The sequence below is a fragment of the Streptomyces sp. 3211.6 genome (genome assembly GCF_003634815.1).
GTDB lineage: Bacteria > Actinomycetota > Actinomycetes > Streptomycetales > Streptomycetaceae > Streptomyces > Streptomyces katrae_A.
Genome location: NZ_RBXC01000001.1, coordinates 6,355,177 through 6,369,362, shown reverse-complemented (window position 1 = coordinate 6,369,362; position 14,186 = coordinate 6,355,177). Strand labels below are relative to the sequence as shown.

Genomic DNA, 14,186 nt, shown 5'->3' with positions numbered 1-14,186 from the left:
TGCTGTCTTTCTTCGAGAGGGCGGGGGCGCCGGGCCGGAGGACGCGCAGGCCTCCGGCCCGGGCCCGGCGGGGATCAGGCCGTGGCCGCGGCCGGTTCTTCCTGAGGGGCGGCCTCGGCCTTGTCCGGGGTCTGCGCCTCGGGGAGGTCGTGCTCGTCCGACAGGCTCCGGCGGAGCCTGAGCCCGGCCAGCGGGACGAGCAGGCTGCCGGCCGCCAGGACCACGATCAGCACCTTGCCGTCGTTGACGTCGAGGAGGGCGGTCGTGAGCAGCGGGCCGAGGATCATCCCGCCGGAGATGACGAAGGAGAACAGGGCGTTGGTGCGTCCGCGGACCTCGTCGGTGACCAGTCCGTTGATCAGCGCGGCGACGACGGGGATCACGATGACCTCGGCGACCGAGAAGATCGCGACACCCGCGATCAGCGTGACCACGGCGGCGGTCCCGGAGGTCAGGCCGGCGAAGTAGACGCACACCCAGCTGGCCGCCGAGAGCACGCCCGACGCCGAGATCAGGGCGCTCCTGCGCACCCCGGTGAGCCGCGGCATGAGCAGGAACTGGGCGAGGACGATCACCACGACGTTCGCGATGAAGGCCACCGAGATCCCGCGCGGGGTGACCGCGTCGTTGACGGTGACGTAGCCCGGCAGCGCGGACTGGAACTGGCTGAGGGAGACGGTCGCGCACAGCAGCATGCCGAACAGGGCCAGTGCGAGCGCCGGGGTGCGCAGGACGGTGCGGTAGGAGGGCTTGGGCGCGTCGGGGTCGCCCTTGGCCTGGGGGCTCTGCGGCTGCGCGGACTTCGGCAGGAGCACCAGGAAGGCCACCGCGGTGATGAGGAAGGAGAGCCCGTCACCCACGTAGAGCAGCTGGTAGCTGCGCAGGGTGCCGGCGGCGACCAGGCCGCCGGCCAGGACGCCGAGGCCGACGAAGGCGTTGAAGAGGGTGAACTCGAGACCGAAGGTCAGGGTGCGGTGCTCCTTGGGGACCACCGTGGCGAACATCGTCTTGGTGACCGTGCCCACGCCGCCCATGCCCAGGCCGTACAGGGCCGCGACCGCCAGCGCGATCCACGGCCGGTCGGCGACGGCGTAGAGGCTGGTGCCGGCACCGGCGATGATCATGACGACCGGCATCACGAGCCGGTAGCTGAACTTGTCCAGGAGGTGGCCCCAGACGAGCCCCGAGCAGAACGAGCACAGGCCGGTGACGGCGATGGCCGCGGGGCCGGTCCGGATGTCGAGGCCGCGGACGTCTCCGAAGTACACCAGCAGGAAGGGCATGACCAGGCCCGCGCCGAAGGAGTTCACCGCGTTGGCGACCAGCAGCGCCTGGGCGCGGCGTGGCAGCAGGCCGATCACGTGGAGCGGATGTTGCTTGGTTGAGGACATGGGGCGCATCTTTCGGTTCGACGGGAGCTGCCGGTGCCCTGGCGCCGGCGGGGAGGTTCAGGCCTGGGGAGCGGCGGTGTCGAGGGTGAGCCGCCAGATCGTCCGGCCGCTCTCGCGTACGAAGCCGGCCCGGACGAGGGCTTCGGCGAGTTCGGGCTGGCCCTTCTCCTCGACGACCGAGGTCACCGTGAGCCCCTCCCGGTCCGCCCGTCCGGCCGCCGCGGCCAGCAGCGCCTGGAGCACACCGGTACCGGCGCACTCGGCGAGCACCTGCGCGTCCACCAGGCGCACGCCGCCTTCCCGGACCGAGTCCGACGCGAGCCAGCCGACGGGCCGGCCGTCCTGGCGGCAGATGAACAGCAGGCCGTCCCCCTCGCCCTTGCCGAGGACGATGTGCCGGACCGTCTCCGGCTCCAGCTTGAGCTTCACGCCGCCGGGCAGCACCACTTCGGAGCAGGTCGCCACCGCGAGGGCGACGAGCTCCTCCACGGCCTCGGCGTCGGCCCTGTCCACCTGCTGGACGGCCAGGTGGTCGGGGGCTTCGGCGGCCGGCGCACCAGGGGCGCGCTTGCTCACGCCGTGCAGGCCGATCACCTCGAAGCCGTGCTTGCGGACCCAGGAGCCGGATATCGCGTCCTCGTCGGCGGTGGCGGCGATCAGGCCGCTCTTGCCCTCCTCCCGGGCGAAGACGCGGGCCTCGGCGAGCAGGCGCGAGCCGAGGCCGCGGCGCGCGGCTTCGGGGCGTACCACGATGTCCAGGAAGTGGTTGTCCTTGTCGTCGACGCCCTTGAGGGCACCGCACTGGACGAAGGCCAGCGTGCTGCCGTCCTCCCGGACCGCCCGGACCAGCGGGTCGGTGCCGGGCGCGAAGACCAGCTCGTGGCGGCGCCCGCCCGGCAGGCGCGCGTCGATCACGTCGGCGATCACGGCAGCGCCCTCGTCGTCGAGGCCCAGGGGCTCGGAGACCGGCGCGAGGTCCGCCGCCCGGAGGACGAAGCGCTCGATGTCCCCGTCGCGGGACTCGTGCCGGAAGCCCGTCCGCGTCAGCACGCCCTGGGAGGGGGTGTTGGCGGTCAGCGTGCGGCCCACGACCTGGTCGACCCCCGGCTGGGTGAAGGCCCAGCGGGCGAGCCCGGTCAGGGCCTCGGTGGCGTAACCCGCGCCGCGGCAGGACTCGGCGAGGCCGAATCCGACTTCGACGGCACCGCCGTTCGGCGGCTGGTGGAAGCCCATCTCGCCGATCACCAGGCCGTCCGAGGCGCGGACCAGGTGGTACATGCCGAACCCGAACCGCATCTGGTCGGCGGTGCGGCGCCCGAACCCCGTGGCGGCGTTCTTGCTGCCGGGCAGCGGGTAGCCCTCGATCCAGTCCTCGGACGTGGCGTTCTCGTCGAGCAGCCCGGCCACCTGGGCGGGCGTCAGCTCCCGCAGGACCAGGCGCTCCGTGCCGAGGGTGTTGGTCTGCGGTTCCAGGAGCTCGCGCACCGACACCGGCGTGAGGTCCGTCCACTCCGCCTCGATGTGGCCGAGGCATTCCTCCTTGCCGCCCCGGAATCCGGTCTGCTTCCAGCCCTCGGGCAGGTCCCGCTCGGCCGGCCAGGTGGAGTACTGGCCCTCGTCGTTGGTGACGACGTCGTAGATCACTGTGCTGCTCCAAACGCGTTGGTGTTGTCGAGGAGGGTCGCGAAGTCCCAGAGCCGGGACTTCGGGAAGAAGCCTGTTTCGATGCCGTGGCCGATGAGGGTGCGCAGCAGGGCCGCGTCGGGCCGGGGGCAGCGCAGGTCGCCCAGGGCCTCCGCCGTGGCCTGCGCGTCGTACTCGACCAGGGTCTGCACCGGCTTGACGAACTGGGCGAGGAAGGCGTGTGCGTTGGCGTCGGCCGCGTCGGCCCCCGGCCGTCCCAGCCAGTCCCCCACCGCCTGCGGGGCGGCGGGGATCACGGCGTAGCCAAGGTCGCGGAGGATGACCGCGAGGTCGGTCGAGGGGAGGCTCACCGGGTTGGAGACGTGGAAGGTGCGTCCCGAGTGGGCGGGGTCGCGCGAGAGCCGCAGGATCGCGTCGGCCGCGAAGTCGACGGGGGTCAGGTCCATGCCCCACCCCGGCGCCGAGGGGACCAGGCCGCAGGTGAGGATCACCCGCAGGATCTGGTACATCATGTTCACGCTCGGATCGGGCAGGAACGTTCCGGTCCGGGTGTTGCCGACCAGCGTGCCCACGCGGTGCACGGTCGCGTCCAGGCCGTCGGCGATCGCCTTCCTGACGGCCAGTTCGGCCTCGTACTTCGAGCGGGCGTAGGGGCTGTCGAAGTTCTCGCCCCGGTCGAAGTCGTCCTCCCGCAGGGTGACCAGGGGACCGTCGCCGGGCGCGGGGCCGACGGCGGACAGCGTGGACATGTGGGCCATGCGCCAGCCCCGCTCCAGGGCCAGGCGGGCGAGCAGGGCGGTCGGGGCGATGTTGTTCGCGGCGTAGCGGTCGTCCGGACCGTAGTGGCGCACCTCGGCGGCCGCGTGGATGAGCTCCCGGACCCCCTCGGTGGAAGCCGCCAGCTCGTCGGGGCCGATCGTGCTGAGGTCTCCCTCGATGATCCGTACCCGGTCCGGCAGTTCGGAAAGGACGTCCGGCACGTAGTACTCGACCACCCGGGCGAGCCGGTCCCCGGCGGGGACCTCCCCGCTGCCCCGCACCACGCACGTCACCCGGCGGCCGGGCTCGCGCAGCAGCGCGGCCAGCACGTGCGCGCCCAGGAAACCGGTCGCGCCGGTGAGCAGGACCTCTCCGCCGTCGGCCCCCGCCGGCCCGGTGGAGCGGGCCGGACGGGCCTCGGGGACCGCTTCGGCGCGCCCGGCCGTCTCCGGGACGGGGGCCGCGGGCGCCTCCGCGCCCAGTTCCGCGAGCCGGGCGGCGAACTGCTCCACGGTCGGGTAGGCGAAGAAGTCCTGGATGGTGGTGTCGGGGTAGCGTTCCTGGATCTCGACCAGACAGGTCAGCACCTGCAGGGAGTGGCCGCCGATGGCGAAGAAGTCGTCATCGGGGCGGCCGACTTCGGTCTTCAGGGTCTGGGACCAGAGGTCCGCGACATAGCGTTCGAGATCGCTGAACGGCCGGTCGCCGTCTTCGGTCATGTTCGTGCCTTCCTTCGGTCCGGTGTTCCCCGTGGACGCCTCGGGCGCGGGCAGGGACGGCCGGCTGCCGGGATCGGCCACCACCGCTTCCAGCAGCCGCGTGTAGTCGGCGCCCCACTGCCGGACCGTCGCCTCGTCGAAGAGCGCCGGGTCGTACTCCAGGTCCAGGTGCAGACCGCCGTCCGCGGCCGGAGTGACGTACAGGGTCAGGTCGAACTTCGCGCCGATGCCGGGCAGTTCCACCGGCCGGCTGGGCAGGCCGTCGAAGGCCGGCAGCGGGAAGTCCACCGGCATCGCGAACATCACGGAGAACAGCGGGGTGCGGCCCGGGTGCCGCTTGGGGTTCAGCTCGGCGACCAGCCTGTCGAACGGGAACGCCGAGTGCTGGATCCCTTCGAGCACCACCGCGCTCACGGACCTCGCCAAGGAGGTGAACGACTCGTCGTGGCCGGGCTTCACCCTGAGCACCAGGGTGTTCAGCATCAGTCCGAAGACCCGCTGCGCCGCCTCGGTGGACCGGCTGGTGACCGGCGTCGCGATCGCCATGTCGTCGGCGCCGCTGTGGTGGCGCAGCAGGACCGCGTAGGCGGTCAGCATGGTGCTGAACGGTGTGGTGTTCAGCTCCGCGGACAGGGCGCGGATCCGTGACGCCAGAGCGGGGTCCAGGTCGCAGCCCCACATCGCGCCGGCACCCGCCCGCACCTCGGGCCGGGGACGGTCGGTGGGAAGGGGCACCAGGTCCGGCGCGCCGTCGAGCTGTGACCGCCAGTAGGCGCTGCTCCCGGTGGTGTCGTTGCGCTCGGCCCGCTCCAGTTCGGCGAGGACGTCGTGGAACTGGTGGCGGTTGGCCCGGGCCGGGGTGTCGTCGCCCGCCCGGCGGCGGTGGTAGTCCTGCGCCAGGTCCTCGACCATGACGCCCATGGACGTCGCGTCGGTCACCGCGTGGTGCACGGTGATCACCAGCAGGCTGCGCTCCGGTCCGAGGACCAGCGTCGCGCGCACGGGCGGCTGCGCGAAGCAGCGCAGGGGAGGCTCGCCCAGCTCGCGCACCCATTCCCGGACGTCCTCGTCCCCGGTGAGCGGCCGGAGCGGGCCGGGCTGTGCGTGTGCCGTGTCGAGGACGGAGAGCTCCACGCCCGGCTCGGCGAGGATCTCCGTCTCGAACTGCCCGCCCCGCTGGTGGAACACGGTGCGCAGACCGCTGTGGCGGCGCTGTGCGTCGGTGAAGGCCTCCCGCATCGCGGCCGGGTCCACCCGGCCGGCGATGTCCACCGCGAGCGTGACGTTGTGCTGGTTGGAGTCGTCCTGCATCAGGTCCACGAACAGCATCCGCTGCTGGGCCAGGGACGGCCGGTAGGCCACCGTCCGCGGGGATCCGGCCGGAGCCTCGGCTGCGGCCGGGGCCGGGGCCGCGGCGGAGGGCTCCCCCGCCGGCTCGGGCAGCAGGGCGAGCATCGCCGCGAAGGTGCCGGCGTCCAGCAGTTCGGCCAGGCCGGGCGCGCTGCCCAGCTCGGCCTCGAGGCGCTGGCGCAGCCGCAGCAGGGCCAGCGAGTCCCCGCCGGCCTCGACGAACGAGGCGCAGTCCTCGGGGGTGACGGACAGCAGGTCCGTCCAGATGCCTTCGAGCACGTCACGTGCCGACGGCCGGCCGGCTTCCGGCGCCACGGCGGCGGCCGTGCCCGCGGTCGTACCCGCGCTCGGGCTCGGGCTCGGCTTGCTTTCCGGTCGCTCCGAGTGGACCCGCCGGTCGAATCCGTAACCCGGCAGGTGGATCCGGCGGCCGGGCACGCCGCCGGTGAGGTCCGCGGGCACGCCCAGGCACCACGCCTGCGCCGCCGCTCCCGCCAGGCCTGCGGCCGCGTCGCGCTCACGGTCGAGCGTCTGCACCAGGCCCGGCGGGTCGGCCAGCTGCCCGGCGAGCTGGAGGAGCGTGGGGTGCGGGCCGACCTCGACCAGGACGGTCGGGGTTCCTCCGGCGCACACCTGGGACAGCGCGTCCCAGAACTCCACCGGCTGGAGCAGGTGCTCCCGCCAGTACGCGGCGTCGGGTGCCGTGGCCATCGGGCCGGCGGCGCAGCTGAACCACGCGGCGGAGGCGGGGGCCGACCAGGCGACCGCTTCGGCGGCCCGGTGGAACTCGTCCGCCATCGGGCGCAGGAGCGGGGAGTGGAACGCGTGCGAGACCGACAGCCGTCGCGTGCGCACGCCCTCGCCGCCCAGCAGCTCCTCGATCCTCTCCAGGACCCGGCGCTCCCCGCTCAGCACCAGGTCCCGGGGGCTGTTGACGGCGGCGACCGCCGCCAGGGGCTCGTCGGCGACCAGCCGGGCCACCCTGGCGGTGTCCCAGGCGGAGCCCGGGCGGCACCGGACCGACAGCATGGTGCCGGGCTCCGTCTTCTCGACCATCAGCCTGCCGCGCTCGGCCACCAGCAGGAGCGCGTCCTCCTCGGACACCGCACCCGCGACGGCCGCGGCGGCGAACTCGCCCACGCTGTGCCCCAGCACCGCGTCGGGACGGATCCCGTACCTGGCGAGCACGCGCACCAGGCCGAACTGGACGGCGAGCAGCGCGGGTGCCGCGATGTCCGTCCGGGCCAGCCGCTCCGCCCCGTCCGGGTCGAACAGGCAGTCCAGGAGCGGGTACGGCAGCACGCCGTCCAGCAGCGCGTGGGCCCGGTCGAGCCACTCCCGGAACTCGGGGTACGCGGCGTACGCGCCCGCCGCCATGCCGGTGTACTGGCCGCCCTGGCCGGTGAAGGCGAAGACCGTACGGCACTCGCCCGCGGCGGCCACGCCCGTGCGGACGCCGGCGGAGGGGTCCTTCGGGTTCCGGAGCAGGGCCGCCGCGGTCTCCGTGTCGCCGGCGAGTACGGCGAGGCGGTGCTCGAACCCCTCCCGGCCGTGTACCAGCGTGTGCGCCGCATCCCCCAGGGCGGTGCCCCAGCGGTCTTCGAGGAAGGCCGCGAGACCGGTCGAGGTGTGCGCCAGGGCGGCCGCGCCCCGCGCGGAGACGGGAAGGATGAAGGGTGGTTCAACCCTGTTCTGTACAGTCACTGATGGGTCCCCCCAGTCGGCTCGGTGAATTCCTCCACGAGCACGCAGGCATTGGTGCCGCCGATTCCGAACGAGCTCACCCCGGCGAGCCGCAGTGCGTCCCCGGCCGGCCACTGCTCGTTCGCGGTCAGCAGGCGAAGGCTCTCGTTCTGCGTGAGCTCCTCGATCGGCTGCCCCGAATTGACCGTGCCCGGAAGGACCTTCTCCCGCAGCGCGTAGACCGCGGTGAGCAGGCCGGCGACACCGGCTGCCGTGTTGCAGTGGCCGATCGCGGACTTCACGGAGCTGACCGGCAGCGCGGCGGCCCGCTTCCCGACGACCTCGCCCAGCGCCGTCGCCTCCACCGCGTCGCCGAGCCGGGTGCCCGTGCCGTGGGTCTCGACGAAGCCGAGGTCCCCGGCGTCGCGGCCCGCGACCCGCAGCGCGCTGCGGAGCACGGCCACCTGGCCGTCCGCTCCGGGCGCCGTGTAACCGGCCTTGCGGTTGCCGTCGTTGTTGACCGCCGAGCCGACGATCACGGCGTGGACCGGATCCCCGTCACGGAGCGCGTCGGACAGCCTCCTGAGCAGGACGACACCGGCGCCGTCCCCGCCCACCGTTCCGGTGGCGCGGACGTCGAAGGGCCGGCAGACGCCGTCCGTCGCGTAGATCATCCCGGGCTCGTAGACGTATCCGCCGTTCTCCGGGTCGGCGATCGACACGCCGCCGGCGAAGGCGTAGTCGCTGGCGCCGGAGCGCAGGCTCGCGCAGGCCATGTGGACCGCCACGAGGGAGGTCGAGCAGGCCGTGTCGACCATGACGCTCTCGCCCTGGAAGTCGTGGCGGTAGGAGTACCGGGTGGCGGCGAAGGAGGGCCTGGAGGTGAAGGCCCGGGACAGGTCCTCCGCGAGGGAGCCCTCGCCGGGGGATCCCTGTGCCCCGGTCTCCGCACAGCCCGCGTAGACGCTGGTGCGCCCCCGCAGCCGGTCCGGGGTGACCGCGGCGTTCTCCATGGCCGACCAGAGGCATTCGTGGAGCAGGCCGTGCTGCGGGTCGGTCGCACGCGCCTCGTCCGGGGACATCCGCAGCAGCTCGGCGTCGAACGCGCGCGCCTGGTCGAGCAGGCCCCAGCGGTCGATGCGCAGCCGGCCGTCGCCGAGTTCGACCGCCGGCGCGTCGGCGCCGGCCACGCAGTCCCGGGCGTCCCGCAGGTTGTCCCAGAAGGCGTACACGTCCGGCGCCTGGGCGAAGCGTCCGGCGACGCCGATGATGGCGATCGGCTCGTCGGCGCGGGCGGCGCCGGCGGCCGGGGCGGCCGGCGGGAGTCCGTCGGGGGTGCCCAGCCGTGCCGCCTGGGCCCGGACGGTGGTGTACCTGAGCAGTTCGGCGATGCCCAGCTCCAGACCGGCGTGCCGCTTCAGCATGGCCTGGAGGCGCACCAGCAGGAGCGAATGGCCCCCGGCTTCGAAGAAGTTCACGTCGTCGTCCGCCGGGACCTCGCCCAGGACCTCGCCCCACGCGGACCGGACGGCGTCGAGTCCGTGCGGCGGCGCGGGCGCCGGCCGGCCGGCGGAGGCCGGACGCGGCGCGGACCGGCGCTGCGGCGCGGGCAGCCTGCGCCAGTCGACCTTGCCGTTGGCGTTGAGCGGGAGTTCGTCCAGTTCCGCCCAGGCGGTCGGCACGGCGAATTCCGGGAGGACCGAGGCCGTCCGGGACCGCACGTCCTGCCAGCTGCCGCCCGGCCGCATCACCAGGTAGGCCGCGATCTCCTTCTCGCCGCGCGGGTTGCGCCAGGTGGTGACGTGGCAGGCGCGGACCGCGGCGTCGGCGAGCAGGGCCGAGCGGATCTCGCCGAGCTCGATGCGCTGGCTGCGGATCTTCACCTGGTCGTCCATGCGCCCGACGAACTCGATCTCACCGCCGGGCAGCAGGCGGACCCGGTCGCCCGTGCGGTAGAGACGGCTGCCGGGCCGGCCGCCGAAGGGGTCCGGCACGAAGACCTCGGCGGTCCGGCGCGGGTCGCCGAGGTAGCCCCGGGCCAGACCGACGCCCCCGAGCAGCAGCTCGCCGGGGCATCCCACGGGAGCGAGGTCGAAGGTCCCCTCGTGGACGACGTACGCCTGCGTTCCCGGGACGCAGCGTCCGATGGAGAGCGTGCGGCTCCCCTCCTCCACCGCGTCGACCTTGGTGAACATCGACGTGAAGGAGTTCTCGGTCGGCCCGTACCCGTGCAGCAGCACTCCCGGACCGCACCACTTCACGGCACGCGCCACCTGCGGTATCGCGGCCGTGTCACCGCCGAAGACCATGATCCGCAGGTGCTGGAACAGGTCGGGGGCCTCGGTGACGAGGTTGTGGAACAGGGGGGTGGTGACCATGAGCATGGTGACGCCGTGTTCCGCGATGGCGTCGCGGAGGCCGGCGGGTGCGAGCGCCAGCTCCCGGTCGAGGATCACCAGGCGCGCGCCGTGGGTGAGCGCCCCCCAGATCTCGTAGGTCGCGCCGTCGAAGTTCAACGGGGACAAGTGGGCGATCCTGTCGTCCGCTTCGAGGCGGACGTAGCCGTCGCCCCGCATCAGCCGGGAGACGCCCAGGTGCGACAGCATCACGCCCTTGGGCCGTCCGGTCGATCCGGAGGTGTACAGCACGTTGAGGAGCATGTCGGGGTGGAGTGCGACACCGGGCGGGACGTCCGGGAGGCCGGCGGCGGCCGCTCGCACGTCGGTGACGGAGTGCGCCGGTTGGCCGAGGCGCGAGACGCGCTCCACGCCGTCGGGCGAGGTGAGCACCCGGCGGACGCCGGAGTCACGCAGGATCGCCGCGAGCTTCTCGTCCGGGTACCCGGGTTCCATCGGCAGGTACGCCTTGCCCGCCAGGGCGATGCCGAGGAACGCGACGACGGCGTCGATGCCCTCGCCGAGCAGCACCGCCACCAGTTCCTCGGACTGGCGCGCGGAAGCCTGGGCGTGGCCGTCGTCCTCCAGGAGCCATCGGGCGACCTGGGAGGAGGCCGCGACCAGTTCCCCGTAGGTGAGCGACTGCGTGCCGTGGACGACCGCGATGCGGCCGGGGTCGGCCTTCGCGGCGTCGAGGACCATCTGCGGCGGCGTCACCGTCGGGTGGGGGGCCGGGACCGCGGGGCCGTCCGCGGGTGCGGCGGCCGCGTCGGACTCCAGCAGGAGGGCGCCCATGGGCGCCGACGGGCTCGCCGAGGCGGCGAGCAGGAGGCCGACGAGCTGGTCGAGCATGGCCCGGGCGGTCGCCGGCCGGTAGAGGCCGGCGTCGTAGTCCAGCTTCAGGGTGAGGCCGCCGTCGCCCTCGACCGCCATCAGCGCCACGTCGTGCTTGACGGCGCCCAGTCGCACGTCGGCCCGTGTGACGGTGGTGCCGGAGGACAGCCGCTTGACGCCGGGCTCGGTGCGGTGGGTGAAGGTGGCCCGGAAGGCGGGGTAGCGCCGGCCCTGCGCCGCGAGCTCCGCGCGGAGGGCGCCGGTGTCCACGCCCGAGTGCTCGAAGGACTCGATCACCTGGCCGCGGACGGCCGTCAGGTGGTCGCTCCACGGGGTCTGCGGCGCGAAGGACGATCTCACCGGGAGCACCCGTGCGACGAGGCCGACGGTGTCGTCACGGCCCGGACCGGTCCGCCCGCTGAACGGGATGCCCAGCAGGCCTTCGGACTGCCCGCTCCACTGGTGGAGGACCGCGGTCCACCCCGCGAGGACCCCGATCGCCGGGGAGACCAGCGCGGACTCGAAGTGGGCCCGGAGGGCCGACAGCGACTCGCCGGTGAGCGAGGCCTCCTCGCACGCCGCCGACGAGGGCCGCACGCCGCGGACCAGGTCGGGCAGGGGCTCCAGCATCTCGCAGGACTCGTGGAGGACCGCGAGCCAGTGGGCGAGGTCCTCCGCCGCCTGCCCGCAGGGCTCCCCGCCGTCGTCCTGCCCGGTCTCCCCGGCCTCCTCCGCCCGCGCCCCGGCCGGCTGCGCCCCGGTGGCCTGCTCGTAGAACGCGCAGAGGTCGTCCACGAGGAGGTCGACGGAGGCGGCGTCGAGCACGATGTGGTGGCCCGTCATGACCAGCACGGCTCCGGCGGGCTCCAGCAGGAGGTCGGACCGCAGGAGGCCGGGGGTGGTCATGTCGAGGGGCCGGAGCCCCGCCTGTTCGGCCCAGGCCGCCCTGCGCGCGTCGTCGAGGTCCTGGTCGGACCGGACGACCCGGAGGGAGGGCTCGACGTGCTCGGCGACGGTCTGCCGCACCGCGCCGTCCTCGTCCGCCCGGAAGGAGGACCGCAGTGCCGGGTGGCGCTCGTGCAGCCGCGCGAGCGCCACCCGCAGGGCCGCCTCGTCGATGCGGCCCTGGAACCGCAGGCAGACGGGAACGTTGTAGCGGGAGGATTCCGGTTCCTGGCTCGCGGCCAGCCAGAGGTCGAGCTGTTCGGCTCCGGCCGTGACGACGTCGCTCATATCTGCGTGGTCCGGTCCGGGGTCGCCTGCCGGTAGGCGTCGTCGACGCTCTTCCACAGGAGCGGGAAGACGGAGCGCTCGGACAGCCGCTCGAGCTCGTTCACGGGTTCACCGCGCAGGCTCGTCGGGCCGTCGGCGCCGTCGGCCGCGGAGGTCTGCTCGGTGCGCGCCGCCGGGTGGCCGCCCAGGTGCTGGCGGACCAGGCGCAGGTGGAGCTGGTTCCACTCCATGAGCTTGCAGTCGAGCGCGTGGAGTCCGGTCTGTACGGTCGAGAGCCCGCTCAGCCACGCGGCGGGTGCCTCGCCCCCTTCCCGGGCGAACTCCTCGATCAGGTCCTTGGAGGTCACGCCGCCCCGCTTCATGGCGGCCTCGAACGACTTCCACACCGCCCGGCAGACCCGGCGCAGGTTGCGTCCGCCCGGGGAGTCCAGCCCGCTGGTGTTCGCCGGAAGGTGGTCGCGCATGCGCAGGAAGCTCGCCTGGGGCAGGTGGTCCATCAGGATCCGGACGCACTGGACGGGCAGTTCCGCCAGTCCGTTCGTCCGGGCCATGAGCCGGCCGGCCAGCCCGAAGTCGTCGTTGTCCAGGGCCCCGGCCACACGCCCCAGTTCGTTGTGCATCGAGCACCACACGTACTCGTTGACCAGGTGGACGATCTGGAACATCCGGTGATCGGAGTTGATCAGCTCCGCCTCGGGGACCAGGGCGGCCATCGCGAGGGTGATCCGGGTGTCCATCTCGTAGTTGCTGCCGCGGTCGTACTCGAAACGCAGGAGCGGGTTGGGCTCGCTGGGGTTGAGAACCGCCTTGGCCTCGCCCGGCCGGCCTTCTTCGATGCGTCGTGCCATTAGTGCGTAGTCTCCTCAGCCCGGCGGAACAGCCGGTTGTCGATGACGGATCTCAAATACGGGGTGCCCTCGGTGTAGCCCGTGCCGCTGACGGAGCCGATCATGCGGACGGCCAGCCGGTAGTGGGTTCGCTTCCAGCGCTGGTGGACGGCTTCGATCTGGGCCATCTCCCTGGCCAGGCGCGCCTCGACCTCCGGGGCGTGGGCGTGGCTCGCGATCAGTGCGTCCGCGGCCCCGCGCACGGTGGTCATGCTCTGCAGGACGCGGCCGCGCACCTGGGGAACGGACCGGAAGGCCGGGGACTCGACGCGCTCGGGCGCGGGCGTGCCGCACAGGGCTTCGAAGGTCTTGTAGTTGACGGACTGGATGGCGCTGGCGCCCTCGGTGAACTTCCTGAAGAACTCGAAGGACTCGCGCTGCATCGTGGCGAGCAGGGAGAAGAGCGGGAGTCCGCCGCTCAGCACCCGGGAGATCGAGGAAAGGCTCAGGAGGGCTTCTTCGGCGTCCCGGGCTTCGAGCCTGAGGATCGCCTCCGACGCCAGCCGGGCCAGGCACTCGAATATCGACTCGAATGACTGGAGCACCCGGATGAAGAGGTATTCATCGTGGATGACGTAGACCGGCATGAGGGTCTGGTCCAGCCTGGCGGCCATCCCGGGCGGCGCCGCTCGGATCACTTCGCTGAGCTGATCGAATCGCTCCTGCAGGCCGGAGACCTTCGGGGTCAGGGGCTTGCCGCTCAGCATATCCATTTCCACGGCGACCCGGAGCCCGTGCCGCATTCTTTTTTCCACGACTTCCCGGGAGGGACGCATGCACGGCAGCTGGGAGCGGTGGCCCAATGCCGCCCCGCTCTCGAATGCGAGGGCATCGTAGAGCAGGAACGCAATGCGCGTGCCGACCTCGTCCTCGAGTTCCGGAAGCGGTACCGCCTTCTGCGGGCGCAGCAGGTCCAGGGCCGTGTAGGTGGTGTAGTCGTAGGTCCCGTCGTGCTTGTCCAGCACCACCGAGAGGAATCGCCGCAGGTGGTCGCGGCTCGCGTCGTCACCGGGGATCTCGGGGCCGCCGGCGCGGGCCCGGACGAGCGCCTCGACGACGGGCGCCGCGAGGAAGTGCTTTCCGACGGATCTGACGTAGCGCACGACATTGGCATAGGGAAACTCGTCGGCCAGCGGTGACTGCTGCCAGGAATCAAGCTCCATCAGCAGGAGTCCCGGGAGGCCGAACTCCCCCTCGTCGAAATACATACAGAATCCCCCACGTATGATCTTGCCGATAAAAAACTATGTTGACCGAGACCGACCCTGTCAACCTTTTCTTTGTGCATAC

Annotated in this window: 6 protein-coding genes; all 6 read right to left on the bottom strand. The window is 72.7% G+C overall.

Annotated elements, in window-relative coordinates:
* Window positions 1-74: 74 nt before the first annotated feature.
* From BX286_RS29245 to BX286_RS29220, 6 genes are read right to left on the bottom strand one after another with little or no spacing between them, the layout of a single operon-like run.
* Window positions 75-1,391, bottom strand: a complete 1,317-nt coding sequence (locus BX286_RS29245; protein WP_159036703.1) for an MFS transporter — start codon at window positions 1,389-1,391, stop codon at window positions 75-77.
* Between the two features lie 57 nt (window positions 1,392-1,448).
* On the bottom strand, window positions 1,449-3,035 hold the full coding sequence (locus BX286_RS29240; RefSeq protein WP_121016773.1) for a GNAT family N-acetyltransferase: 1,587 nt from the start codon (window positions 3,033-3,035) through the stop codon (window positions 1,449-1,451).
* Complete coding sequence (locus BX286_RS29235) at window positions 3,032-7,567, bottom strand: condensation domain-containing protein (RefSeq protein ID WP_121016772.1); 4,536 nt, start codon at window positions 7,565-7,567, stop codon at window positions 3,032-3,034. Before BX286_RS29235 ends, BX286_RS29240 begins: the two co-directional genes overlap by 4 nt.
* Window positions 7,564-12,009 (bottom strand): non-ribosomal peptide synthetase, encoded by a 4,446-nt coding sequence (locus tag BX286_RS29230; protein WP_121016770.1) that lies wholly within the window; start codon window positions 12,007-12,009, stop codon window positions 7,564-7,566. Before BX286_RS29230 ends, BX286_RS29235 begins: the two co-directional genes overlap by 4 nt.
* Window positions 12,006-12,857, bottom strand: a complete 852-nt coding sequence (locus BX286_RS29225; RefSeq protein ID WP_121016768.1) for a hypothetical protein — start codon at window positions 12,855-12,857, stop codon at window positions 12,006-12,008. The genes BX286_RS29230 and BX286_RS29225 overlap by 4 nt, the downstream gene beginning before the upstream one ends.
* On the bottom strand, window positions 12,857-14,104 hold the full coding sequence (locus tag BX286_RS29220; protein ID WP_121016767.1) for a tryptophan 2,3-dioxygenase: 1,248 nt from the start codon (window positions 14,102-14,104) through the stop codon (window positions 12,857-12,859). The genes BX286_RS29225 and BX286_RS29220 overlap by 1 nt, the downstream gene beginning before the upstream one ends.
* Window positions 14,105-14,186 lie beyond the last annotated feature (82 nt).

Coding starts and splice junctions, on each gene's coding strand:
- BX286_RS29220 (WP_121016767.1), bottom strand. CDS start 14,104: ATGTATTTCGACGAGGGGGAGTTCGGCCTCCCGGGACTCCTGCTGATG.
- BX286_RS29230 (WP_121016770.1), bottom strand. CDS start 12,009: ATGAGCGACGTCGTCACGGCCGGAGCCGAACAGCTCGACCTCTGGCTG.
- BX286_RS29245 (WP_159036703.1), bottom strand. CDS start 1,391: ATGTCCTCAACCAAGCAACATCCGCTCCACGTGATCGGCCTGCTGCCA.
- BX286_RS29225 (WP_121016768.1), bottom strand. CDS start 12,857: ATGGCACGACGCATCGAAGAAGGCCGGCCGGGCGAGGCCAAGGCGGTT.